The sequence below is a fragment of the Fodinibius sp. GM21 genome (genome assembly GCF_058386955.1).
Map to the genome: position 1 here is coordinate 274,651 of NZ_JBYEIQ010000003.1, position 22,498 is coordinate 297,148.

The window sequence follows — 22,498 nt, forward strand, 5'->3', positions numbered from 1 at the left end:
TTGCTCAAATATTACTTAAGTGCCGCAATGGTCACTTTTGGTTTAAAATGAATTTCTGTTTTGATGGATCGGGTAATTAGGCACGCCCCTTCGGCCTTTTCCATGATACGCTTAGCCTTATCTGCAGACTTCTCCTCGGTTATCGTGAGTTCAGGATTCAAGGTAATCTCTGAGACCACAAATTTTCCATCTTCATTACTGAGCTTGCCGGTGGCATTCACCTTAAGGTTTTCAAATTTTAGCTTTGAATACTCGGCGATAGCTACAAAGGTGGTCATGAAACAACTACTTACCGACGAAACAAAAAGATGTTCGGGAGACCATATGCCCTCTACGCCACCGTCGAATTGCGGTGGTGTCGCTACTTCGATTTTATCATCAAGTTCGGGGGAACTCAACGTACCAATGCGCCCCTCTTCCCAATCTAAATCTACCTGATACTCGTGCTTTTTTTCGCTCATTGTTGTCCAACTTTTTGATTAATGATCTGTTTCAGTTGCTTGGCTTGCACCACTCCGGACTGTTGCCAAAGTATCTGACCATCTTTAAAAAGAATCAGCGTTGGCACACCGCGGACGTTATACTTAATCGCAGCATCAGCATTCTTTTCTGCGTCCACTTTAATAATATTGATTGCGTCTCCCATGCTCTTCTTTAAATCTTTCAGAATAGGGTTCATCATTTTACAAGGCCCGCACCAATCTGTGTAGAAATCTACCAGCACCGGCTTTTCTCCGTTAATTATATCGTTAAATGTCGTTTTCTTTTTCTTCGTCTCAGCCATATCAGTCCTCTTTAATTTCGGTGAATTCTATGTCGTCAATATTACCACTGCCGGATTCGGTCGTTGCCCGTGCAGGTACTGCACAATTGCCACACAGACATCCGGTATTTGTCGCTGCCTGGAACAAGAAAAATCCGCCCAGTAAAACCGATACAATATCTATATGCCAGGCGCCCATGCCGACAAATAACACCCCTATGCCCAGGGCAACCCAGCGCATCGGGTGCCAATTATTGAGCAAGGTATATTTAATTGACTTATCCATCTATCAAAAATCGAATTTCAAATTGAACGCTATTATAATTGACCATTCATCCAATGTCAGTGACTTTTATCACACAAGTGTAATCTTATTTCTTCCCAACTCTACAAGTCCTTCCGCCTCCATCTTTTTCAGCAATCGGGATATTACTTCGCGTGCGGTTCCCAACTCTTGTGCCAGCTGATCATGGGTCATCGTCAGCGTATCAGTTTCCATCACTTCGCAGCGTTTTTGTAAAAACTGCAGTAGACGCTCATCCATCTTTTTAAATGCTACCGCATCCACAACCTCCAGCAACTCCTCAAACCGTTTATGATAAATCTGAAAAATATAATTCAGCCATTCGGGATGCTCGCGAATCAGCTCGTGAATTTTTTCAACAGGAATAAACAGCACCTCTGACTCCTCCTCTGCGACAGCCTTCACCTTGCTGGTATCATGATACAATCCAGCCAAAAATGACATAATGCACGTCTCTCCGGCGCGAAGGTAATACAGAACCATTTCCTTATAGGTATCATCCGATTGCATTACTTTTACACTACCGCTGGTAACAATGGGTATAGATCGTACGGGTGCATTCTCTGTTACAATGGTATCCCCGGGATTAAAATGCTTCGTTATTCCCAAATCAGATAGATCCACATTTTCTTGCAGAGCAGAGGTAAGAGATGATAAATCGGTTGGAGACTTCATATCAGCAATCAAAATATTAACGACCAGACTGAAATATAAGAAATAAAAGAGTGAATTATCCTAAATATATAGTCGCAACTATCAATGTATTCTTTACACTACAGGCGTGCTACTGTTGGATATTAAAAACCGTCGTTTTTGGTCGGATAGTATGTCGTCCCTCTTTCTCTTCTTTTAGTAATAACTGGCGGGATTTTTCAGAGTTAAAAACCTGTTGCAGATCCTTTATTTCTGCGGCGGGCACAAAGTTATGTTCGCATTTCTCTAAAAACATATCGCCCTCAAATTTGGCAATAGGTTCTTTCAGAAGGTCTGACAATTCTTTTCGGTTCTCAACTCTTGCTTCGTTATACCGATACTCAGACTGATTCGATAATTCCTCGGCCTCCAGAATCTTACATAAGTCTCGGAACTGCCGGTCGCTGCCGATGGCCAGCGTTATCAGCCGGTCATCAGCAGTAGTGAATATTTCGCCATAAGGTGCAATATTGGGGTGCAGTGAACCAATTCGCTCGGGCACGTTTCCATTCATCAGCCAGTTTGTAGCCTGGTTTATTAGTGATGAGATGGCACTGTCATAAAGACTTACGTCTACCCGAAAAGCCTGTCCCGGTTTTTCTTTTTGCTTGAGCAAAGCACACAAAATGCCCTCTTTCAGCTGGTGAGCTGCCAACACATCAATAAGGGCCAGCGGCATTTTTGTAGGCGGCCCATCGGGCTGCCCATTCATCGACATAAAGCCCGTTTCGGCCTGCAGAATCAGATCGTAGGCAAGGCGGTCGCTTTCTGTCCCAAAGCCGGAAATGTGTCCCTGTATTACGGTCGAATTAATTGCTTTTAAAGCATCAAAGGTCAACCCAAACTTTTTACCATCACCTTTTTTAAAATTGGTAATAACAATATCTGCTTCTTCGATGAGCTCTTTAACTTTGTGTTTATCCTCCGTATCACCCAGATCTAAGAGCAGGGAATTCTTATTCCAGTTGACAGATGAAAAGTAGGCCGATGGTCCTTCGGATGGTTCGCCCGGCTGGCGCCATTGACGGGTCACATCACCTCCATTTCGTTTATTCTCAACCTTGATGACTTTTGCTCCAAGCTCGGAGAAGAAATTTCCAACGGCGGGGCCGGCAAGCACTCCGGCAAGCTCCACAACAGTTAAGTCTCCAAAAATAGATTCCATCCTACTATCTGAATTCAGTTATTCATCCGCGCCGTATACCAGCTCAATAAATTCGGGTTTAGGTACTGCTCCAAAGTATTGCTCGATATTTATAGGCTCAATCCGATTTTCAATTTCTGTTCGATCATACCGCACACCCTCTAAATAATTTTCGAGCTGATCCACCGGCTCACTGCCAAAGAAATCACCATAAATCTTAATATTATCGATATGACCATCCGCAACATCCAGTCGCAGATCAATTTCGCCGACATCGAATCGCCGTGTACGCTGTATATTAAAATCAGGGGACTTGCCAAAATTCCAATCCCACTGCCCGTACTTCTCATCCTTCAGATTATGCACTTCTTTCCATTCAGCTTCCGTTAGGTGATACGTTTCAAATTCATCGCGATCCTCATACAACCCTTCCAACAACTTTTGTCGGAACGTAGCAGTTTCCATTGATTCTTCCATAAACTCGCTGATATTTGCCACGCGACTGCGAACTGATTTATGTCCCTTCGATTCGATCTTGTTCATCTTCACATCCAATGCATTCGTCACCTCATCCAGGTCACTGTCAAATAAAAGAGTGCCATGGCTAAACATACGATCTACGCTCGAAAACTGCGCATTGCCCGATATCTTGCGGTCATTAACCTGAAGATCATTACGCCCGCTAAGTTCGGCATCGACTCCCATGGTGTTTAGGACACGAACAATCGGGGCTGTAAACTTTTCAAAGTTATTAAGACTCTTCTTATCGTAATCTGTGATAAAACTAAAGTTCAGGTTCCCGGTATCGTGATATACGGCTCCACCGCCCGATATTCGCCGGACAACATGGATTCCTTTTTCCTCCACATACTTGTGATTGATCTCCTCAAGGGTATTCTGATTTCGGCCAATGATAATAGATGGCTCATTTATGTAGAATAGCAGGTAATCGTGATCGTAATCAAAATTACGGAGCGCATATTCTTCAAGCGCAAGGTTCAGATGAGGATCGGTAACACCTTCGTTATGGATAAAAATCATAAGAATGAAATTATTGTAATAATCGGGAAATGTATATTGCGGACAAAGGTAGCCTTATACTTTGAAAGCAATATGAAGATTTTCCTGCTTCTGCAGCTTCGAATTCTCAAGAGACCAAAAGCTCAAAGAGCAACCTCCTGGATATCAAATAGTTCGGGAATCTCAGCTGTCCATCCTTTTTCATCCTTGAGCTTTACTCTCATCATATCCAGTGCCTGGGGTTCTCCATGGGTCAGAAAAACCTTTTCAGGCGACTCAGTAATACCATCAACCCAATTCATGAGCTCTTGTTGATCTGCATGTGCCGAGAGACTTTCGAGGTACTCGATCCTGGCTTTCACAGAATGATACTTCCCGAAAAACTTAATCTCTTTACACCCTTCCAACAGCTGTCGCCCGCGAGTACCCTCTGCCTGGTACCCGGCCAGCATTACCGTTGTTTCAGGACGATCAAGATACTTCTGCAAATAGGTTAATACTCGACCACCGCCAACCATACCGCTGCCAGCAATAATAATTTTAGGCTGATCTTCATCGATAATCTCCCAGGTTTCTTTAAAGGATTGTACGATTCGTACCTGCTCACACATAGACTTGCATTCCTCTCGGCTCAATTTATGCCAGTCGTAGTGTTTATTGAAAAGCTTCAAGACATCTGCCCCCATCGGACTATCTAAAATAATAGGCACTGAGGGAATCCTTCCTGCTCTTTTTAGTTGCCAAAGCAGGTACATCAAAAGCTGAGCACGTTCAACCGCGAAACTGGGGATAATAAGCGTGCCGCCTTTACCGATGGTGTCATTAACAATATGTTCAAGCTTATTCTCTTCCTCATCGGGATGAAAGCGATCTCCATACGTACTTTCAAAAAACAGTACGTCGACTTTCTCGGGCTTTTGCGGATCCTCAAGTAATGGATCCTCCTTTCTACCCACATCACCTGAGAAAACAAATTTTTTGCCATATGCTTTAATTTCTACAAAGGTAGCGCCCAGAATGTGTCCGTTATACCTATAACGGAGGGAAATTTCATCACTAACCGTTATCCACTCGCCACGGTTGTATTCCTCGAACAATGGCAAGGTTCGTTCGGCATCCTTAACCGTGTAAAGAGGCTTGGCGGGGTCATGCTTGGTGAATCCCTCTTTATTTGCTCGGCGCGCATCTTCTTCCTGGATCTCAGCGCTGTCTCTTAGAATAATTTCAGTGATATCAAGCGTGGGTGCCGTTCCCCAGATAGGCCCGTTAAAGCCCATCTTAACTAAACGCGGCAAAAAACCGGTGTGGTCCATGTGACCATGTGTCAATGCCACAAGATCAATATCTTTAACATCTACCGGCAGATAAGCCCAGTTCAATTCACGTAGTTTTTTAACCCCTTGAAACATTCCGCAGTCCACAAGAATATTTTTCTTCGGAAAGCTGAGCAAAAACTTAGAACCCGTAACGGTTCCCGCCCCTCCTAAAAAATGGATCTGTACTTTTCTATTCATCGGATTTGTTGTTAAAACTCGCAACAGCTTTGGCCTCTCGATAAATGTCACCGGCCTTTCGACTGTCCCAACCCATCTGATGGAGCAGCTTCTTATTCTCTGCCAACTGCTGACAAAATACGATATCCTGTTCTAAAAGCCTTTTCTTCTCATCACTCTTCAAGGTTGATAAACAGGTAACAGGATGTAAATTTACGCGGCTTATCAGGTCTTTGAGTCCGTTATTTTTTGGATAATCCCAGCTTAACAAATTTAATCCTATACACTTGCCGTATTGCTGCGCATCATTTGTAAAACGGGTATTGGTCACTACCCAGCCATGATGATTCTTTCCTGTGTGGCCCGGCTTTCGGCTCCACTTTCTTTTTACATCCTCAAATCGGGATTGGATATACAAGGGTACTTGTACATTACATTTATGATCTTTCCGATTGTGGAATTTACACTCTACAATAAAAAAATCATCTCCTTTTTCAGCTATAACATCAATCTCGTGAGATACACAATTCCCCTCGATTATTTGGCCGACCTCGGTCTTGTATCCCAACCTGTTTAATAACTCTGCCGTAAACTTTTCAAATGGATATCCTGTGGGACCCAGCTCGAAAAGAGCCTCTTTAAGTTTATATCGTCCGGCTGAACGATTGGAGTGCTTTTTTAATAAACGGAAGGCTTCACGATAAATTTTTTGGGTAGAAATACCATTATATAGTATTTCATCAATAGCATCGGCAATCCGATCAACCAGCTGCTCATTAGCCCCGGCATTCGCAAGAGAATTGCGCAGCTTAGATTCATCATAGGATTCTGTCTCTCCTGAAGCTTTTGTAACATTTACGCTTCCCATAGCTGCAACCCTCTTGTTCTATAAATTAGCCTAGACCCATCTGAAATTCCCGTCCGCTGTTATTCGTAAATTACCCGACTTACCTTCCTCAACAAGATCTTGCAATGTGGTGCTGGATAGCATTTTTCGGATTTCATCTCGTGTATCAGCCCATTTATCATGAATCGGGCAGGGCTTCTCTGTTCCACAGCCCGGCAAACCTAAGGCACATTCGGTTAGAATATCCATCCCATCGATAACGGCAACAATTTCGAGCAGAGTAATTTCATCTGTGGAACCTACCAGGCGAACTCCACCCTTTGGGCCTTTCATGGATTCCATCATATCTGCACTGGTAAGCTTTTGTAATACTTTTGTTAAAAAATGATGAGAAATATCGAGATCATTGCTAATTTTTTTAATAGATACATAAGAGTCATCCGAAACTGCAGCCAAATAAACTGTAGCTCTCAAACCATATACACAAGCATTTGATAATAACATATATAAAAGATTGGATTTAGTAGTCCCTAGCCCCTTTGTTAAAAAACACGTAAGCTGGCTATTTTCGTTAAGCCCAGATTAATCAACATTGTTTCTAAGAAAAATCTACTATAAAATGATTTTACAGACCCCTGTAAGTAACCTGAAATTTATAAGTCTATCAAAAAAATAAATCATTAACACATTAAAAAACAGCTAAAATATAAAGCAAAATTATGCAACCCCAACTGGGATTTATGCACCAAAAATGTAGCACCTTACATACGCGTCAACTGATTCAAATTTGTTTAATTATTTAAAAAAACGTTATGGAAATTTGGTCTGCCTTGGCTATTGGTTTTTTGGGTAGTTTCCATTGCATTGGCATGTGTGGTCCCATTGCTCTGGCCCTGCCGGGAAAAAATGAATCTATGGTCTCACTCATCTGGGGCCGCCTGCTCTATAATATCGGCCGCGTGCTGACTTATACATTTCTCGGGGTCATCTTTGGCATTATTGGCCACTCTATTGCCCTTGCCGGATTTCAACAATCCATATCAATACTACTGGGTACCTTCATTCTCATTGGGGCGTTGTTTCAGTTCAAATCCCTTGACGAATGGAAGCAAAAAATTGGTCTGAAGAAATTATATCATCACCTCGAAAAAATGATGCTCACCCAATTTAAAAAGGGTGGCACCCTCACATTATTCACCATTGGCACTTTAAATGGATTGCTACCCTGTGGTTTTGTTTATGTGGGATTAGCCGGCTCTGTAACCACGGGTTCGGTTGTCCAGGGCAGCCTGTTTATGGCTTTATTTGGATTGGGTACAATGCCGGCAATGCTGATGATGTCTTTGGCCCCTGGTTTTGTGAGCCTTGAATGGCGTCAGCGTATTAACAAATTTATACCGTATCTTGCAGCAGCTTTTGGAATTTATCTTATTTTTAGAGGTATAGTAGTGGGAGAAATGCTACATTGAAATAGTGCGTACGAGCTTATAAAAACAGAGAGTATCGATGGATATACAATTTCATATATCAACCGATGAACAAGCCATAAATCCAATTTGCGACTTCACCTATAGCTGGTGCCTTAATTGTGGTTTGTCCGAACTAGAAGCCACAAAGTTCACTATTGCTGTCAGTGAACTGATTACTGATATCATCTTATTTGCCTATCCCGACAAAAGCCAAGGCTTTTTTGATCTCACTTTCCGGCAAACACTTTCAGATATCGAGCTTATTGCCAGTGAGGTCGGGGAACCCTTCGATCCCGATAGACACCGATACAGTGCTCAGGAAGCTATGGGAGATGGTAACTTTGAAGGAGCCGGATTACGGATCATCCGTCGATTCACAGACGATTTTTTATTCATCAACCGTGGCAAAGAAGGTAAGGAATTCAGATTACAAAAGTCTATTGATGTTCATGAAATTGACGAACTTCTGGAGTTGTCCAGAGCTGAAAACCCAGAAGAACCGGAAGATAAGGCTTCCAAAGTCCCTTACAGCATCAAACAAATTACCCCCCGTGATGCCGAAGATATTGCCAAGCTTATTTACCGTACTTACGAGTATTCCTACACAAAAGAGGATCTCTACTTTCCCAAAAAAATCGAACAGGCATTAACCGGCAAGGAAAAGCTGGGGGTTATCACACGCAGCGATGAGGGAGAGGCATTAGGATATTTTGCCATATTAAAGAAAAGTGACTCCAATATTGCCGAGGTGGGAGAAGCAGTTGTTTCGCCCCGCTACCGTAAACAGGGCATTATGGGCGGGATGATGCAGCACCTGATAAAAGTAGCACGCGACCATCATTTCGATGCCCTGTTTGGCAAAGCGGTAACGATTCATCCGGTAAGTCAACGGGTAAATCAAAAGTTTGGGTTTATATCAACGGGACTCATGCTCCTGGAAACAAACAATGTGGTTTTCAAAGGATTCGATGAAGATTATCCACAGCCGGTTTCTGTTGTCATCGATGTGTTACCGCTACAGAATACACGGTCTAAGGAAATTTATCTGCCCAAAAAATACCGTAATATTCTTTTAAAAACGTATAACCTACTTGATATCCCCATCACTACCAAAAAGCCCGAATACTATAAGATGGCTGAAAAATCGGACGCCGAGCTGACAATAAATTATGCGGATTCCACAGCGCTTATCATTGTCAAAAAGTACGGGCCCGATTTCCGTTCCGTGCTGCGTGATATGCTGGACAGCTTGATTGGGCAGGAAGATCCCAACGCTATTTACTTAGATCTACCGCTCGAAAATTCTGCGACACCGTCACAATTAGGCCAGCTCGAAGGATTAGGCTTTATTTACTGTGGTCTGGCTCCCTACTTTCATAATGAATCGGATTACCTGCGACTGCAAAAAATTTGTATTCCCTTTAATTTTGATCTTGTCGATGTTCATTCTGAATTTGGGCAACAAATAAAATCTTTTATTACTGATGAGTATTCCAAGCATACATAGAAAGGGAACAACGCTAAATGTTACACTACAAGGTGGGTTCAACCTGTGGATCAAAAACATGATTCTAAATCATATCAACAATAATACGCAGACCCTCAAAATTGACTTTTCCGGATGTAAATTCATTGACAGCGAAGGCATAATTTTTTTGTATAAGTGGCAACAAGATGGAAAAGACCTACAGCTTATAAATCCTCCGGAAATATTTTTTGAGTTACTTGAGATCCTGGAACTGGACACTAGCTGGCAACCTAAAGTAATAAATAACTAAGGAATCGTTATGGGCGAAGAAAATAATAACAACATGGTCGAGCTGGATGTTGAACAGGATGTCTGGAGTCGAACTTATACCGTATATTCTCTGATTATCATTGGCAGCAAAGAGGAGGACGGAAACTATAATTTTGCCCCCAAACATATGGCTATGCCGCTGGGATTCAGTAATCACTTCGGTTTCATGGGTACCCCACGCAAAACCACCTATCGCAATGTACAGCGCGAGAAAGTATTTACGGTAAGCTATCCCAAACCCAGCCAACTCACCGTCTCAAGTCTGGCGGCAACACAGCGAGAAGATGACAATTCGAAACCCATTCTGGATAAAATTCCCACTTCTCCGGCACATCAAATTGATGGTCATTTTGTGAAAGATTCCTACTTTCAATTAGAATGTAAATTTACCGAATTTATAGGCAAGTTTGGAGAATGGGAAATGGTTGTTGGCGAAATTGTAGCGGCTCGAATTGATAAAAATATGAGCAGAAAAGTTGGGGGTGGCGTCGATGAGGGGCAACTTATCTACAACAATCCTCTGTTGGCTTACTTGCATCCCAACCGATTTAGTGTCATCAAAGAAAGTAACATTTTCCCCTTTCCAAAGGAGTTCAAACGATAGTTGTTATGACGGATAGGTCCAGAAAGATTCGTACGTACATTAAGAAACACAAGGCGGACTTTCTTTCTCTGCTTCAATCACTGGTTGAAACTGAAACCCCATCAGATCAACCGGATACTTTTACAAAAATATGGGAACTTTTGTCAACACAGTTTAAAAAGTTCGACTATGCGGTTGATCATATTGCGGGTGATGAAACAGCGGGGCAATTAGTTTGTAAGCCTGCTGACTTTGATCCTTCTAAACCCTGTCAATTAATACTTGGGCACTGCGATACGGTGTGGAATATCGGAACGCTCAATGAAATGCCGTTCGAAATTGAAGATAACAAGGTAAGTGGTCCCGGCGTGTATGATATGAAAGCGGGACTAACGATGATGATTTTTGGGATGCAGACGATCCAAGACTTAGAAATAAAGACGGACGTACAACCCATATTTCTCATCAATTCTGATGAGGAGATTGGCAGTCATGAATCTGAAGAAAACATTGTTAAACATGCAAAGTTGGCTGAGCGTACATTTGTATTAGAGCCTTCCCTGGGTAAAGAGGGTAAAATTAAAACCCGGCGCAAAGGAGTAGGTGATTTTGAAGTGACTATTGGCGGCACCCCCTCTCACGCAGGTCTGGCCCCGGAAGAAGGGGTAAGCGCCATTTTAGGTCTCTCCCATATTGTGCAGCAGCTGTTTCGGCTGAATGATCCCGCCACCGGTGTTACCGTAAATGTTGGTACTATCGAAGGAGGAGAACGTTCTAACGTGGTGGCCGCAAAAAGCAAAGCGGTTGTTGATGTGCGTGTACCTACAAAGGAAGACGGCGAACGAATAAAAGAACAGATTTATAATCTGCAGCCCGAAATTGAAGGGGTCCAAATAAAAGTAACCGGGGATATCAATCGTCCGCCGCTGGAGAAAAATGAATCCAACAAAAAACTCTGGAACACTACCAAGAAACTTGGAAAAGAACTCGAGCTTGAATTACAAGAGGGCATATCTGGAGGAGCCTCTGACGGCAACTTTTCCAATTTGTATTCACCCACTATCGACGGATTGGGAGCCGTAGGTGAAGGTGCACACGCCTATCACGAAAAGATATTTCTGGAACAAACGTTAGACCGACTTGCGTTATTCACGCTTTTACTTTTAGAACCTCCCCTCTTCAATTAGTCTTTTTTCAAAAACCCACTCAATTAAATAGTCATCCAGCTTTTCTTGCGGTATCAAGGGCGAATCCAGTTCCAGCTGTTGACTAATTTGATAATTTCTCGATGAACACCGCTTGTAAAACCATTTCAGGGAATCCAGATCATCCAAAACCATAGATCCGGCAAACGATTCCAGTAATCCATGCTCTTTACATAACTCTACAACCTGATCTATGAAAAGTGTACTTTGGCCTCCCAAAAATTCCAATAGACCCTCCCACGTTTTATTCATTATTTCACCTTTTTGATTAATCGATAACTCGTATTCCATAGGCGTTAGCTTTTGGTTCAATATACCTGGTAAATGAAATACAGAAGAAATTTCATGTTCCAGGATATAGAGCAGTCGAATGATACCACCCATTGATTTACGTACTAATCGGTACCCCTTAAAAGCACCGAACACATAATCCATTTTAGGCTGCTTCATCTGTAGTTTGAAACCAAGACATTTTTCATCTCGATTTAGGCCGATGAAATAGTACGTCTCCGGTTTCTTTTTGGCGTAATTAAACTCAGGCTGATGTTTACGGATAAGTTCATTTTCCAGCAGCAGTGCTTCCTTTTCTCAATCACAAATCTTAATAGAAATATCATGCGTCATTCGTATCAAGCGAATCGTTTTTCTGGAGGAGGTCCCCATCTTAGCGCGACGGTAAGTAAACAAGCGATTCCTGAGATCTTTTGCCTTTCCCACATATAACAACACTTCTGATCGTCCATACATTTGATAAACGCCCGGCTTGGTGGGTAGCTCTTCAAAAAAGGATTTTCCCATCCTGTTTTCGATGGGATTATAGTGCTCAAATAAACGTTTTTGTCCTGACATAATTGTGTAAATTCCAGCCTTTGAAAGTGATATATAAAAATATTTAAAAATTTAGATACTAAATTTTACATATAGTAGGTAATCCAAAAAAAATATACTATACTTAGGCTCTTAAGCGCCATTTAATGCGTTAGCAAGGCGTTATTAAACATTTAAGTAGCACAAGAAGTAAAAATTTTCGGAGATTTATCATGGCAGAACGTGAAGTAGGAACTGTTAAATGGTTCCATAATGGCAAAGGTTATGGATTCATAACTCGAGAAGAAGGAGAAGATATTTTCGTTCATTTCAGTGAAATTGAAATGGAAGGCTATAAAAAGTTAGAAGAAGGCCAAGAAGTTGAATTCACTGTTGCAGAAGGTGAAAAAGGGCTACAGGCACAAGAGGTGATACCGTTGTAATATGATTATTTAGATATCATTATTTTCAAAAGCGCTGCCTCACCGGTAGCGCTTTTTTTATTGCTGAGAGTTCCCATTATATTGTGACAAATAACCGTGATAAAATCATAAACCCATGGAAAACCATACCTATAAAAAGATTGAGTTAACTGGTACTTCTGATAAATCGCTGGAAGCTGCTGTTGAAAATGCCATAGAAAAAGCCTCAAAAACCGTAGAAGATATGCGTTGGTTCGAAGTTATTGAAACACGAGGTTCCATTGAAGATGGCGCTGTTGCTCAGTGGCAAGTTGTTATAAAAGTAGGCTTTACGCTAAATGGGTAATCTACGATTTATCTAAAATATAGAACTCCAGTTTTTTCTGCAGTTCCGGAGGATTAAAGGGTTTGGTTAAATAATCATTCATGCCCGATGCAAACACCTTCTCCTTAACCTCTTTTAATGCTGCTGCGGTAAGAGCAATAATTGGAACAGTGGATTTGTATTTATTATCCAGTTTTCGAATTTTCCGAGTTGCTTCATAACCATCCATTTCTGGCATCTGCAGATCCATCAGTACCAAATTGATTGACGCCATTTCTTTCATTTTTTCAACTGCTTGTTTTCCATTTTCAGCGACTATCACCTCAATCTCCCATTTTTCCAAGAATCGAATCATTACTTTTTGGTTGATGGCATTATCTTCAACCAACATCACTTTTGTGCCACGCAGCGAGTCAGGCATTTCATCTTCATTCTTGCGCAAGTTTGAGCGCTGTTTCTCAGCATGTTCTTGTGTTTTAAAGGGAAGTTCTACGTAAAAGGTACTGCCTTTCCCTTTTTCACTTTCCAAGTCAATAGTACCATCCTGTAGATCAACCAATTTTTTACTGATGGTAAGCCCCAGTCCTGTTCCACCGAAAACCCGCGACGTTTCACTTCGCTCTTGGGTAAAACTTTTAAAAATTTCTTCCTGTTTATCTTCCGAAATTCCTATGCCCGTATCGGTAACAGTAAACAGAATTTTTAACTGATCATCATTCCGCTCTTTTAATTCCACGATGATCCCAACACTTCCCTCTTCAGTAAATTTTACCGCGTTACTGACAAGGTTGTTCAATATTTGTGTTAATCTATTAGGATCTCCAGCAATGGTTTCCGGCAAATCTTCATCAAAATCCAAGTAGAGGGGTACATCTTTCTTTTCGGCTGTAAAACGGAAACTCTCTAACACCCCGTTTAACAGGTTCTCCAAGTTAAATGCTACATTTTCAAACTCAATTTTTCCGGATTCAATTTTAGAAAAATCGAGCACGTCATTAATAAGCGAAAGCAAGGTTTTGGCTGAAAAATCAAGAATTTCAAGCTGCTCAACCTGGTCTTCCCTGGGATTATCTTTTGCCAACAAATTGGTCATCCCAATAATCGCATTCATTGGCGTGCGAATTTCGTGGCTCATGGTAGATAGAAACTCAGACTTTGCCTTCGAACCTTCCTCCGCTTTTTGTTTAGCTTTTTCAAGTTCTTTCACATTTTGTTCCAGCTGTCCCTTTTTTTCTAACAGTTCCTTATTTAGCGACTGTGTTTTCTTAAGCAGTTTTTGGGTTTCTTCCTCCGCCAATTCTTTTGATTCCGAAAATTTGTTAAAAGTAAGCCAGGTAGTTATAAATGCTGCACCCAGAATACTCCATTTCAAAATAACCCCTTCATCAGCAGTAAGGTATATTTGATCAAAAATCACATAGTCGAGCACAACATAGCATGCCACAGCCATACTTATCCCAATATTGCGCAATTGCTGGTGATCTTTGTCAAATAACAAAATTGCCAAACCACAGGCGGGGATGTAAAAAGCCTGTATCAACATGTCTTTGCCAAACACTGAACTAAGAATGAGAATACAGACATTTATATAAGCCAAGAGTAGAAATTTGGCCGTATTCTCAAACCCCTTGCGAGCCAACACTGGTATAAGCACAAATGCCACACTAATGCTCATAAAAAACCATGACAGCGAAATGGAATCATTTAGGCGAAAGGCAATTAAGAACAGAATAGCTACTGCCGCCAGCGAAAATGAAACATGGTGCATTACTATAACGCCGGTTCTGTTGATCTGTTCAATCTTGTCTTGAACCAGATCCTTGGCAAAGGCGAACTTTTTAATACTCGATAATGAAGACATTCGATGTACAGCTATTTATGATATTCCAAAAGAATAATACTTAAGAATAATAAAACGAAATTAGCTATCGAATGATATTAAAAGAAACTAATAAAAGGTGGGGCTTACGCCTTGGCCTGCTCCTTTTGCATCTTGGTTTTATAGGCCATCGCATAAATTTTCATCTGTTTAACCATCGAAGCCAAACCATTAGAGCGGGTTGGTGATAAATGTTGTTCCATCCCAATTTTCTTTATAAAGGTGGGATCGGTATTTATTATGGTTTCGGGGCTTTGACCAGAATAAAAGCGAACCATCAGCGCAACAAGACCTTTGGTAATGGCAGCATCACTATCAGCCTCAAAAATAACTTTCCCATCCTCGAGACGAGTGTGCAACCAAACCTGTGATTGACATCCACGGACTAAATTTTCTTCAATTTTATGCTCCTCATCCAAGGATTCTAAATTTTGACCCTGTTTTATAATATGCTTATAACGTTCGGTCCAATCGCTTAGAGCTTTAAACTCGTTTATGATTTGCCGTTGTATTTCGTGAATATCAGCCATCGTCTAGTATTTATAGTTATCTGCAACACTAGCAAAATACAAATAACTATAGAGAATATAAGGTCATACTTCTGTCTTCTCGTAAGCCGGATCAACCGAAACTGCACAGCATACAGTAACCACCTCTTTGTTCTGCTGATCCCATTCGGGCTTCCCGTAATCTAAGACTTCAACAAACTCTCCGCTTTTATTTTTGATGCGATACTCACAGGTAGAATCATTGCCCTCAAAAATCTTTTGCAAGTGAGTATTAAATTTATCGAGATCGTCTTGGTGAATAAAATTACTGGCATCAGCTTTTCCAACAACAGCATCAGCGGAAAGACCGGTTATCTCCGGGAATTCTTTCGAAACTGTTTTAAAGACAGGTTTTCCGTCTTTGAGCTCAACTTCATAGGAAAATTCTGAGGCCCTTCGTACAATCCGACCAAACTCTTTATTTCGTTTTTTCAACGTATCCATAATACGTTTTTTGAGCGAAATATTTTCGATCTCTGCGCGAATGAGTTTTTGATCTTTAAGATCTAAAATAGACGTTGTTCCCTTAACCTGGATAGGAAATCCATTTTTGTGATTGATAATGCCCTTAAACTCTTCATCGTTGAAATACGCATCCTCATCTTCCTTATCAAAGCGTCCCTTTATTGAACTCATATACTTATCAGGAAACAGATCCCAAATCTTGACTTGTTTTAACTCATCTTTTCCATAGCCAACAAGTTCACGAAACGCCTTATTCGCCATCACAATATTGCCCTGCACATCAACATCAACAACCGTACGCTTTGATTCCTCGCGCAGCCCGTCAAATTCCACCTTTTGATCAACAAGTTGTTCTTCGGCACGCTTGCGTTCCGTTATATCGTGCTGGTAGGAAACCCAATGGGTTACATTACCATCTTTGTCAGTCAACGGATGGATATCCCACTGGTTAACAAATTCCGAACCATCTTTACGATAATTAACAGCCTGGCCAAAAAAGGATTGCCCTTCTTTTAATCGACGCTTCAATTTATCCAATACGTCTCGGTCTGTTTTTGGCCCCTGAAGAATGCGTGGAGTCTTGCCAATAACTTCCTCTTTGGAATAACCCGTCATCTTACAAAACCCATCATTCACATAAACTATTCTGGGTCCGGGCTTTTCGAGGGTTAATTCTGTAATCAATATGGAATCGTAATCACTGCGTATAGCCGACTCAAGCAGATTCAATCTTTTTTCCAATTCATTGCCTTTATCGACAATACTTTCTACGACTGACTTAACCTTTTTGAATGATTCTTCATCTTTGCACCATTTTTTAAGTGCATTGATATCTGGTGATTCCATATTAAAAGTCTGCTTAATCCGAGTTTAATAGATGATAATGGTCATTTTACATGCCAACCTTGCCTTAATACTTTCCATCAACAATAATACAAATCCCAATCATTCCGATTAATTCAATTTTTCTTAAAGAATTTTAGACAAAAAGTACTTTAACATTAAAATAAATTGACTCTATAATTGATTATGCAAAAACCTTAGGAAGCAGTGAACTTCCCAAAGCATTTTTTTCGCAAATCTAATCGTTACTTCAGTAAAAGTTTGGCAATGGTATTCAGCTGCATATTGGAGGTCCCTTCATAAATCTTGCCAATCTTCGCATCACGGTAATATTTTTCCACAGGGTACTCTTTCACATAGCCATATCCGCCAAATAGATCGACCGCTTGGGAAGTAACATTTTCTGCCACTTCGGAACCGTGGTACTTGGCCATGGCCGCTTCTTTAAGAAAATTGTCGCCATTCTCTTTCATTCGCGCAGCGTTATACACAAGCAGTCGCGCCGTTTCAATATCTGTTGCCATCTTTGCCAGCTGGAACTGTACACCCTGGAAGTCTGAAATGGACTGCCCAAACTGTTCGCGCTCTTGAGTATATTCCAGCGTAGCATCAAGTGCCCCTTGGGCAATGCCAATCATCTGTGCACCAATACCAATTCGTCCCTCATTCAGAGTTTCCATTGCAACTTTATACCCTTTTCCAACTTCACCTAACACATTTTCTTTCGGGACCTTGCAATCTTCCAGCAAGATTTCGCACGTAGAACTCGCTCGAATTCCCAACTTATTTTCTTTCTTGGATACAGAAAATCCTTCAAAATCCCGCTCCACAATAAAAGCCGTAATCCCCTTATAACCTGCATCAGGGTCTACCGTAGCAAACACTAAAAAGATATCTGCCTCATTTGCATTCGTAATCCACAACTTAGAACCATTCAGCACATAATGATCGCCTTCCTCCTTGGCTGAAGTCTTCAATGCAAAAGCGTCACTGCCCGAACCGGCTTCGGACAAACAGTAAGCGCCCACTTTTTCAGTCGCTAGCTGTGGCAAAAAACGCTCTTTGATATTATCGCTTCCAAAATTTAAAAAGGCATTGTTTACCAGCGTATTCTGTACATCCATAAATACACCAGCCGAGGCATCTACACGGGAAATCTGCTCAATAGCTACAATCGACATAAAAAATGATCCGCCGCCCCCGCTGTAACTTTCAGGAATTTCGATTCCCATCAATCCCATATCAAAAAACTCCTGTATCAGGTCGGGGTCAAGCTTAGCATTCTCATCCATCTCATGCACTTTGGGCTTAATTACGCTCTCTGCAAAATCACGCGCCGCCTCCTGCAGCATCTTCTCATCTTCGGTTAGTGTTGTCAGCGCGGGCATTTGTGGGTCTATATTTTCCATGGAATAGCCTCTTAATATTAAATTGGGTTCTAAATTTTGATCTTAATATAGCGATTCAGAATCAAAATATCGGCCCTGAATTGAAACCGGTTACATCTACCAACGAGCATTAGTAAAGTAATGCGAAGCTCATTATTTTTGGGGCTATAACTAAGACGAAATTCATACTATGAGCAACTCCGATTCTACCAAGCGATCCCTTTTTGAAGAATTTCCTCCTGTTTCTACTGAGGAGTGGGAAGAAATTATTAAACAAGATTTAAAAGGAGCTGATTATAAAGAAAAGCTCCGCTGGAAAACAGGTGAAGGTGTAGAAACACTGCCGTTTTACCGGCGTGAGGATTTATCTGGCCTCAACCGACCAACACCGATTCCAAAATCACATACTGATACCGAGGCCAATAGCTGGGAAATACGCGAACCTGTTTTTGAACATGATATCTCCCGGGCCAATAAAACAGCCCGGCTGGCACTCGATCGCGGTGCCGATGCCTTACAATTTCAAACAACCCTTCGCCGTACAGAAGGAATGCTGGATGGCGATATCCAGGGATTGCCAATTGAGAGTCAATCAGACTTTTCATCACTTTTTAATAACATTTCTTTAGAAGATACGCCCCTGCATTTTGATGTAGGATTGGCTGCACCCGCCCTACTGGCTATGCTTTGGAATGAAGCCCAAAACCACCATCCCAAAAAGGTGGAGGCAACTTTTAGTTACGATCCATTTATCTACCTGCTGCAACACGGCCACTACGGGAAAAACAAAAAAGATATTGAACGTGATATTTGTCAGATCGCACAAATTGCAGTAGAGAACCTACCATTGGTTAGGCCGCTGGGTGTCGACGGGCGTTTTTATCACAATAGCGGAGCTACCATTGTGCAGGAATTGGGCTATGCAATGGCTTCTGCATCAGAGTACCTAGCAATACTCACTGAAAATGATATTAATCTGGATGATGCAGCCCATGCACTGAACTTTAGTTTTTCAATCGGATCAAATTACTTTCTGGAAATTGCCAAATTCCGCGCTGCCCGACTCCTTTGGAAAAATCTTATTGAAGCTTATGGCATAGATCCGAGAAGTAATGCCGCGTATTTACACGGAGAAACCTCCCGGTGGAATAAAACACTCTACGATCCATATACCAATATGCTGCGTACATCTACCGAAGGTATGTCCGGTACTATTGGAGGATGTGATTCCCTGACAGTTTTACCTTTTGATGAACACTTCCGTCAGCCCGATAGGTTTTCACAGCGCATTGCCCGTAACCAGCAGCTCATTCTGAGTGAGGAAGCATATTTAAATAAAGTAGAAGATCCGGCTGCAGGATCATATTACATCGAAAAATTGACCGAAAAAATTGCTGATAAAGCCTGGAGTATTTTTCAGGATGTTGAAGCAGAAGGCGGCCTGTTCAAAGCAATTGAAAATGGAACTGTGCAATCAGCCATCCAAGCATCACAAAAACAGCGCAATCGGGCCATCGCTAAACGAGGGCGCACATTTGTAGGTACGAACCAGTACACCAACGCTGATGAAAATATGAGCAGCGATATTGGAAAAACAGAACAAACAACAGCATTGCGCGAATCGGAAAATACTAAAATTGAAAGTGACGCAGAAAATCTTGTAGAATATCTAGCTGAGGCCTTTTCACAGGGAGCGAATATTGCGGATGAGATTGATAAGCTCCTTGCTTTTGGTCGTCAACAGTATCGAACGGTTGCGCCTTATCGAGGTCCACAAGCATTTGAAGAATTGCGCCTTGCAACTGAGCGACACAAGTCAACACCCAGGGTTTTAAATCTACCATTGGGCAACAAGAAATGGCGCAAGGGACGTGCAAGCTTCTCAGCCAACTTCTTTGGCTGTGCCGGCTATCAGATCGAAGATCCTATTGGTTTTGAAGATGTGGACGCAGCCATTGGTGCCATAAAAAAACATCACCCGGATATTGCTGTAATTTGCAGTTCGGACAAAGAATACAAAGAGCTCGTTCCAGCTATAACGGATGCCATTTTAAATCTCGAAAATCCACCCATTGTAGTGCTGGCAGGATACCCGGAAGAAGATATAGAAACCTACAAAGAAGCTGGCGTTGATGAATTTATCTACGCAAAATGTAACGTTTTAGAAACGCTAAAAAGATTTCAACAAAAGCTTAATGTAATCAAAAATTAAAATATATAAGATGTCATACCGATCTTGTTTCGACACCTGTTGCCAATAAACAAATCAATGACTAGTTCAGGATGACACAAAAGCGATTATTATGAGACCTGATTTTTCTGACATAGCATTCAATTCTTCGATTTCTGCCGATCAAAAAGCGAAAAGTGGAGAATCATGGAACACTGCTGAACAGATTCCGGTAAAGCCGCAGTTCAACCAATCGGATATCGAAAACCTCGAGCATCTTGATTATGCAGCAGGAATCCCACCCTACCTCCGTGGACCATATTCAACCATGTACTCTTTCCGTCCGTGGACTATCCGTCAATATGCCGGATTTTCGACCGCTGAAGAATCTAATGAGTTTTATCGCAAAGCACTTGCGCAGGGACAAAAAGGACTATCTGTCGCCTTTGACCTGGCTACCCATCGGGGCTATGACTCCGATCACCCGCGCGTATCCGGTGATGTAGGAAAAGCGGGCGTAGCTATTGATTCCATCCTTGATATGAAAGTGCTGTTCAATCAGATTCCGCTGGATGAAATGTCGGTCTCTATGACCATGAATGGAGCTGTCATCCCGATCATGGCGTTTTATATTGTCACAGCTGAAGAACAGGGCGTTTCAAAAGAAAAATTAGCAGGCACCATCCAAAATGATATTCTTAAGGAGTTTATGGTGCGCAACACGTATATCTATCCGCCCAAACCGTCGATGCGTATTATCGGAGATATCTTTGAATACACCTCCGAACATATGCCGAAATTCAACTCCATTTCGGTGTCGGGCTATCACATGCAGGAGGCCGGGGCTACCTGTGATATTGAACTGGCGTATACGCTGGCAGATGGACTCGAATATCTGCGCACCGGTATTGATGCCGGTCTCGATGTTGATGACTTTGCTCCCCGTATTTCGTTTTTCTGGGCTATCGGGATGAATCACTTTATGGAAATAGCAAAAATGCGTGCTGCCCGCATGCTTTGGGCTAAGCTGGTTAAACAATTTGATCCGGAAAATCCTAAGTCAATGTCCCTGCGTACCCACAGCCAAACATCGGGATGGAGCCTCACCAAGCAAGACCCCTATAACAACGTGGCGCGAACCACCATTGAAGCTATGGCTGCGGCACTCGGTCATACCCAATCGATGCACACGAATGCTCTCGACGAAGCTATTGCCCTGCCATCTGATTTTTCCTCCCGTATTGCTCGTAATACACAAACCTACCTGCAGGAAGAGACCGGCATCACCAAAGCCGTTGATCCATGGGCAGGGTCGTACTATGTTGAATATCTAACGGACCGTATCGCACGTCGGGCCTGGGAACTCATTGAAGAAGTGGAAGAGCTCGGCGGTATGGCCAAAGCTATTGAAACGGGAGTTCCCAAAATGCGGATTGAAGAAGCTGCTGCAAAAAAGCAGGCACGTATCGACTCCGGGAAAGAAACCATCGTAGGGGTTAATAAATATCAGCTTGACAAAGAAGAACCGATTGACATTCTTGAAGTTGATAATGAAAAAGTCCGGAAGGCACAGTTGGACCGGCTTGAGAAACTGCGATCAGAACGCAATGAAGCAGAAGTACAATCAGCCCTTAATGCCATTACCAAAGTAGCAGAATCGGGAGATGGAAATCTGCTTGACGTAGCCGTAAAAGCAGCTCGCAAGCGAGCAACATTGGGAGAAATTTCCGATGCAATGGAGAAAGCGTTCGGACGTTATACCGCAACCGTTAGATCAGTATCTGGTGTGTATTCTTCAGAAATAGATAAAGACGAAAACTTTAAAAAGGCTCAGCAGCTCGCGGATGAATTTGCTGAAATTGCGGGACGTAGACCCCGTATTATGGTAGCCAAAATGGGCCAGGACGGTCATGATCGCGGAGCCAAAGTAATATCAACCAGCTTTGCCGACCTAGGCTTTGATGTGGATATCGGCCCCCTCTTCCAGACGCCCGAAGAGGCTGCGCGGCAAGCTGCTGAAAATGACGTACATATTTTGGGCGTTTCCAGTCTGGCCGGTGGACACAAAACACTGGTCCCACAAGTACTCGACGAGCTTGAGAAATTAGGACGTGATGATATTATGGTGATCGTCGGCGGCGTAGTTCCAGAACAAGATTATGAGTTTCTTTATGATAAAGGTGTCGTAGGTATTTTTGGACCTGGCACTGTTATTTCTCTTGCCGCCCAACAGATTTTGGAAATCCTGATTGATGCTCAGAAATAAACTACCACTAAGCCACTTTGTGCACTAAGTGATTTTAGTTCCTTAGTGGTAAATAACTATATGATC

The 22,498-nt window shown here is 42.0% G+C and carries 24 protein-coding genes; 9 read left to right on the top strand and 15 right to left on the bottom strand.

Going from position 1 to position 22,498, the window contains the following annotated elements; genetic code table 11:
• Positions 1–11 precede the first annotated feature (11 nt).
• The 9 genes from ACT3IB_RS08390 to ACT3IB_RS08430 form a co-directional block, all read right to left on the bottom strand.
• Positions 12–461 carry an OsmC family protein gene (locus ACT3IB_RS08390; protein ID WP_491538556.1) on the bottom strand — a complete coding sequence of 150 codons (450 nt, stop codon included), beginning with the start codon at positions 459–461 and terminating at the stop codon, positions 12–14.
• Positions 458–784: a thioredoxin gene (gene trxA / locus ACT3IB_RS08395; RefSeq protein WP_491538557.1), complete on the bottom strand. Its 327-nt coding sequence runs from the start codon at positions 782–784 to the stop codon at positions 458–460. The genes ACT3IB_RS08390 and trxA overlap by 4 nt, the downstream gene beginning before the upstream one ends.
• Position 785: 1 nt before the next feature.
• Positions 786–1,049, bottom strand: a complete 264-nt coding sequence (locus ACT3IB_RS08400) for a hypothetical protein (protein WP_491538558.1) — start codon at positions 1,047–1,049, stop codon at positions 786–788.
• 69 nt (positions 1,050–1,118) lie between these two features.
• Positions 1,119–1,742: a Crp/Fnr family transcriptional regulator gene (locus tag ACT3IB_RS08405; protein WP_491538559.1), complete on the bottom strand. Its 624-nt coding sequence runs from the start codon at positions 1,740–1,742 to the stop codon at positions 1,119–1,121.
• Positions 1,743–1,851: 109 nt separating this feature from the next.
• Positions 1,852–2,925: a CaiB/BaiF CoA transferase family protein gene (locus ACT3IB_RS08410; protein WP_491538560.1), complete on the bottom strand. Its 1,074-nt coding sequence runs from the start codon at positions 2,923–2,925 to the stop codon at positions 1,852–1,854.
• An 18-nt stretch (positions 2,926–2,943) separates the two neighbouring features.
• Complete coding sequence (lplA, locus tag ACT3IB_RS08415) at positions 2,944–3,945, bottom strand: lipoate--protein ligase (protein ID WP_491538561.1); 1,002 nt, start codon at positions 3,943–3,945, stop codon at positions 2,944–2,946.
• A 122-nt stretch (positions 3,946–4,067) separates the two neighbouring features.
• The gene (locus tag ACT3IB_RS08420) at positions 4,068–5,438 is read right to left on the bottom strand and encodes an MBL fold metallo-hydrolase RNA specificity domain-containing protein (RefSeq protein ID WP_491538562.1); all 1,371 of its coding nucleotides are present in this window, start codon (positions 5,436–5,438) and stop codon (positions 4,068–4,070) included.
• Entirely contained in the window at positions 5,431–6,285 is an 855-nt protein-coding gene (locus ACT3IB_RS08425; protein WP_491538563.1) for a restriction endonuclease, read from the bottom strand. The genes ACT3IB_RS08420 and ACT3IB_RS08425 overlap by 8 nt, the downstream gene beginning before the upstream one ends.
• A 30-nt stretch (positions 6,286–6,315) precedes the next feature.
• Positions 6,316–6,768 carry an RrF2 family transcriptional regulator gene (locus ACT3IB_RS08430; protein ID WP_491538564.1) on the bottom strand — a complete coding sequence of 151 codons (453 nt, stop codon included), beginning with the start codon at positions 6,766–6,768 and terminating at the stop codon, positions 6,316–6,318.
• Positions 6,769–7,076: 308 nt separating this feature from the next.
• On the opposite strand from ACT3IB_RS08430, the gene ACT3IB_RS08435 reads away from it, so the two are divergent.
• Genes ACT3IB_RS08435 through ACT3IB_RS08455 form a run of 5 tightly spaced genes read left to right on the top strand, consistent with a single transcriptional unit; the run spans position 7,077 to position 11,301 of the window.
• Positions 7,077–7,733 (top strand): sulfite exporter TauE/SafE family protein, encoded by a 657-nt coding sequence (locus tag ACT3IB_RS08435; protein WP_491538565.1) that lies wholly within the window; start codon positions 7,077–7,079, stop codon positions 7,731–7,733.
• A 37-nt stretch (positions 7,734–7,770) separates the two neighbouring features.
• Positions 7,771–9,240, top strand: a complete 1,470-nt coding sequence (locus tag ACT3IB_RS08440; RefSeq protein WP_491538566.1) for a GNAT family N-acetyltransferase — start codon at positions 7,771–7,773, stop codon at positions 9,238–9,240.
• Positions 9,218–9,511 carry an STAS domain-containing protein gene (locus ACT3IB_RS08445; RefSeq protein WP_491538567.1) on the top strand — a complete coding sequence of 98 codons (294 nt, stop codon included), beginning with the start codon at positions 9,218–9,220 and terminating at the stop codon, positions 9,509–9,511. The genes ACT3IB_RS08440 and ACT3IB_RS08445 overlap by 23 nt, the downstream gene beginning before the upstream one ends.
• 9 nt (positions 9,512–9,520) lie before the next feature.
• Positions 9,521–10,135: a flavin reductase gene (locus ACT3IB_RS08450; protein ID WP_491538568.1), complete on the top strand. Its 615-nt coding sequence runs from the start codon at positions 9,521–9,523 to the stop codon at positions 10,133–10,135.
• 5 nt (positions 10,136–10,140) lie between these two features.
• Positions 10,141–11,301, top strand: a complete 1,161-nt coding sequence (locus ACT3IB_RS08455) for a M20 family metallopeptidase (RefSeq protein WP_491538569.1) — start codon at positions 10,141–10,143, stop codon at positions 11,299–11,301.
• On the opposite strand, the gene ACT3IB_RS08460 is transcribed toward ACT3IB_RS08455, so the two are convergent.
• Together ACT3IB_RS08460 and ACT3IB_RS08465 are read right to left on the bottom strand one after the other, a co-directional pair.
• Complete coding sequence (locus tag ACT3IB_RS08460; RefSeq protein WP_491538570.1) at positions 11,278–11,769, bottom strand: hypothetical protein; 492 nt, start codon at positions 11,767–11,769, stop codon at positions 11,278–11,280. The two genes, ACT3IB_RS08455 and ACT3IB_RS08460, sit on opposite strands and share 24 nt — an antisense overlap.
• 138 nt (positions 11,770–11,907) lie before the next feature.
• Complete coding sequence (locus tag ACT3IB_RS08465) at positions 11,908–12,168, bottom strand: nucleotide excision repair endonuclease (RefSeq protein WP_491538571.1); 261 nt, start codon at positions 12,166–12,168, stop codon at positions 11,908–11,910.
• A 191-nt stretch (positions 12,169–12,359) separates the two neighbouring features.
• Here ACT3IB_RS08465 and ACT3IB_RS08470 point away from each other — a divergent pair, with 191 nt between their 5' ends.
• Both ACT3IB_RS08470 and ACT3IB_RS08475 read left to right on the top strand, forming a co-directional pair.
• Positions 12,360–12,569: a cold-shock protein gene (locus ACT3IB_RS08470; protein WP_095605246.1), complete on the top strand. Its 210-nt coding sequence runs from the start codon at positions 12,360–12,362 to the stop codon at positions 12,567–12,569.
• A 115-nt stretch (positions 12,570–12,684) separates the two neighbouring features.
• Positions 12,685–12,894, top strand: a complete 210-nt coding sequence (locus tag ACT3IB_RS08475) for a dodecin (RefSeq protein WP_491538572.1) — start codon at positions 12,685–12,687, stop codon at positions 12,892–12,894.
• A 1-nt stretch (position 12,895) separates the two neighbouring features.
• On the opposite strand, the gene ACT3IB_RS08480 is transcribed toward ACT3IB_RS08475, so the two are convergent.
• From ACT3IB_RS08480 to ACT3IB_RS08495, 4 genes are all read right to left on the bottom strand, one after another.
• Positions 12,896–14,734, bottom strand: coding sequence for an ATP-binding protein (locus ACT3IB_RS08480; protein ID WP_491538573.1), 1,839 nt, complete (start codon positions 14,732–14,734; stop codon positions 12,896–12,898).
• Positions 14,735–14,838: 104 nt separating this feature from the next.
• A complete protein-coding gene (locus ACT3IB_RS08485) occupies positions 14,839–15,282 on the bottom strand; it encodes a SufE family protein (RefSeq protein WP_491538574.1) in 444 nt (147 codons plus the stop codon).
• 63 nt (positions 15,283–15,345) lie between these two features.
• Positions 15,346–16,611 (bottom strand): PAS domain-containing protein, encoded by a 1,266-nt coding sequence (locus tag ACT3IB_RS08490; RefSeq protein ID WP_491538575.1) that lies wholly within the window; start codon positions 16,609–16,611, stop codon positions 15,346–15,348.
• A gap of 242 nt (positions 16,612–16,853) precedes the next feature.
• Positions 16,854–18,017 (bottom strand): acyl-CoA dehydrogenase, encoded by a 1,164-nt coding sequence (locus ACT3IB_RS08495; RefSeq protein ID WP_491538576.1) that lies wholly within the window; start codon positions 18,015–18,017, stop codon positions 16,854–16,856.
• A 169-nt stretch (positions 18,018–18,186) separates the two neighbouring features.
• Here ACT3IB_RS08495 and ACT3IB_RS08500 point away from each other — a divergent pair, with 169 nt between their 5' ends.
• Both ACT3IB_RS08500 and scpA read left to right on the top strand, forming a co-directional pair.
• Positions 18,187–20,208, top strand: a complete 2,022-nt coding sequence (locus tag ACT3IB_RS08500) for a methylmalonyl-CoA mutase family protein (protein WP_491538577.1) — start codon at positions 18,187–18,189, stop codon at positions 20,206–20,208.
• A gap of 91 nt (positions 20,209–20,299) precedes the next feature.
• The gene (scpA, locus tag ACT3IB_RS08505) at positions 20,300–22,432 is read left to right on the top strand and encodes a methylmalonyl-CoA mutase (RefSeq protein WP_491538578.1); all 2,133 of its coding nucleotides are present in this window, start codon (positions 20,300–20,302) and stop codon (positions 22,430–22,432) included.
• The last annotated feature ends 66 nt before the right edge of the window (positions 22,433–22,498 follow it).

Excerpts from the sequence above, each read along its gene's own strand:
- ACT3IB_RS08485 (WP_491538574.1), bottom strand. The coding sequence starts at position 15,282 with ATGGCTGATATTCACGAAATACAACGGCAAATCATAAACGAGTTTAAA.
- ACT3IB_RS08430 (WP_491538564.1), bottom strand. The coding sequence starts at position 6,768 with ATGTTATTATCAAATGCTTGTGTATATGGTTTGAGAGCTACAGTTTAT.
- ACT3IB_RS08410 (WP_491538560.1), bottom strand. The coding sequence starts at position 2,925 with ATGGAATCTATTTTTGGAGACTTAACTGTTGTGGAGCTTGCCGGAGTG.
- ACT3IB_RS08450 (WP_491538568.1), top strand. The coding sequence starts at position 9,521 with ATGGGCGAAGAAAATAATAACAACATGGTCGAGCTGGATGTTGAACAG.
- ACT3IB_RS08495 (WP_491538576.1), bottom strand. The coding sequence starts at position 18,017 with ATGGAAAATATAGACCCACAAATGCCCGCGCTGACAACACTAACCGAA.
- ACT3IB_RS08460 (WP_491538570.1), bottom strand. The coding sequence starts at position 11,769 with ATGAAGCAGCCTAAAATGGATTATGTGTTCGGTGCTTTTAAGGGGTAC.
- scpA (WP_491538578.1), top strand. The coding sequence starts at position 20,300 with ATGAGACCTGATTTTTCTGACATAGCATTCAATTCTTCGATTTCTGCC.
- ACT3IB_RS08420 (WP_491538562.1), bottom strand. The coding sequence starts at position 5,438 with ATGAATAGAAAAGTACAGATCCATTTTTTAGGAGGGGCGGGAACCGTT.
- trxA (WP_491538557.1), bottom strand. The coding sequence starts at position 784 with ATGGCTGAGACGAAGAAAAAGAAAACGACATTTAACGATATAATTAAC.
- ACT3IB_RS08400 (WP_491538558.1), bottom strand. The coding sequence starts at position 1,049 with ATGGATAAGTCAATTAAATATACCTTGCTCAATAATTGGCACCCGATG.
- ACT3IB_RS08455 (WP_491538569.1), top strand. The coding sequence starts at position 10,141 with ATGACGGATAGGTCCAGAAAGATTCGTACGTACATTAAGAAACACAAG.
- ACT3IB_RS08470 (WP_095605246.1), top strand. The coding sequence starts at position 12,360 with ATGGCAGAACGTGAAGTAGGAACTGTTAAATGGTTCCATAATGGCAAA.
- ACT3IB_RS08475 (WP_491538572.1), top strand. The coding sequence starts at position 12,685 with ATGGAAAACCATACCTATAAAAAGATTGAGTTAACTGGTACTTCTGAT.
- ACT3IB_RS08435 (WP_491538565.1), top strand. The coding sequence starts at position 7,077 with ATGGAAATTTGGTCTGCCTTGGCTATTGGTTTTTTGGGTAGTTTCCAT.
- ACT3IB_RS08465 (WP_491538571.1), bottom strand. The coding sequence starts at position 12,168 with ATGTCAGGACAAAAACGTTTATTTGAGCACTATAATCCCATCGAAAAC.
- ACT3IB_RS08425 (WP_491538563.1), bottom strand. The coding sequence starts at position 6,285 with ATGGGAAGCGTAAATGTTACAAAAGCTTCAGGAGAGACAGAATCCTAT.
- ACT3IB_RS08390 (WP_491538556.1), bottom strand. The coding sequence starts at position 461 with ATGAGCGAAAAAAAGCACGAGTATCAGGTAGATTTAGATTGGGAAGAG.
- ACT3IB_RS08480 (WP_491538573.1), bottom strand. The coding sequence starts at position 14,734 with ATGTCTTCATTATCGAGTATTAAAAAGTTCGCCTTTGCCAAGGATCTG.
- ACT3IB_RS08405 (WP_491538559.1), bottom strand. The coding sequence starts at position 1,742 with ATGAAGTCTCCAACCGATTTATCATCTCTTACCTCTGCTCTGCAAGAA.
- ACT3IB_RS08440 (WP_491538566.1), top strand. The coding sequence starts at position 7,771 with ATGGATATACAATTTCATATATCAACCGATGAACAAGCCATAAATCCA.
- lplA (WP_491538561.1), bottom strand. The coding sequence starts at position 3,945 with ATGATTTTTATCCATAACGAAGGTGTTACCGATCCTCATCTGAACCTT.
- ACT3IB_RS08490 (WP_491538575.1), bottom strand. The coding sequence starts at position 16,611 with ATGGAATCACCAGATATCAATGCACTTAAAAAATGGTGCAAAGATGAA.
- ACT3IB_RS08500 (WP_491538577.1), top strand. The coding sequence starts at position 18,187 with ATGAGCAACTCCGATTCTACCAAGCGATCCCTTTTTGAAGAATTTCCT.
- ACT3IB_RS08445 (WP_491538567.1), top strand. The coding sequence starts at position 9,218 with ATGAGTATTCCAAGCATACATAGAAAGGGAACAACGCTAAATGTTACA.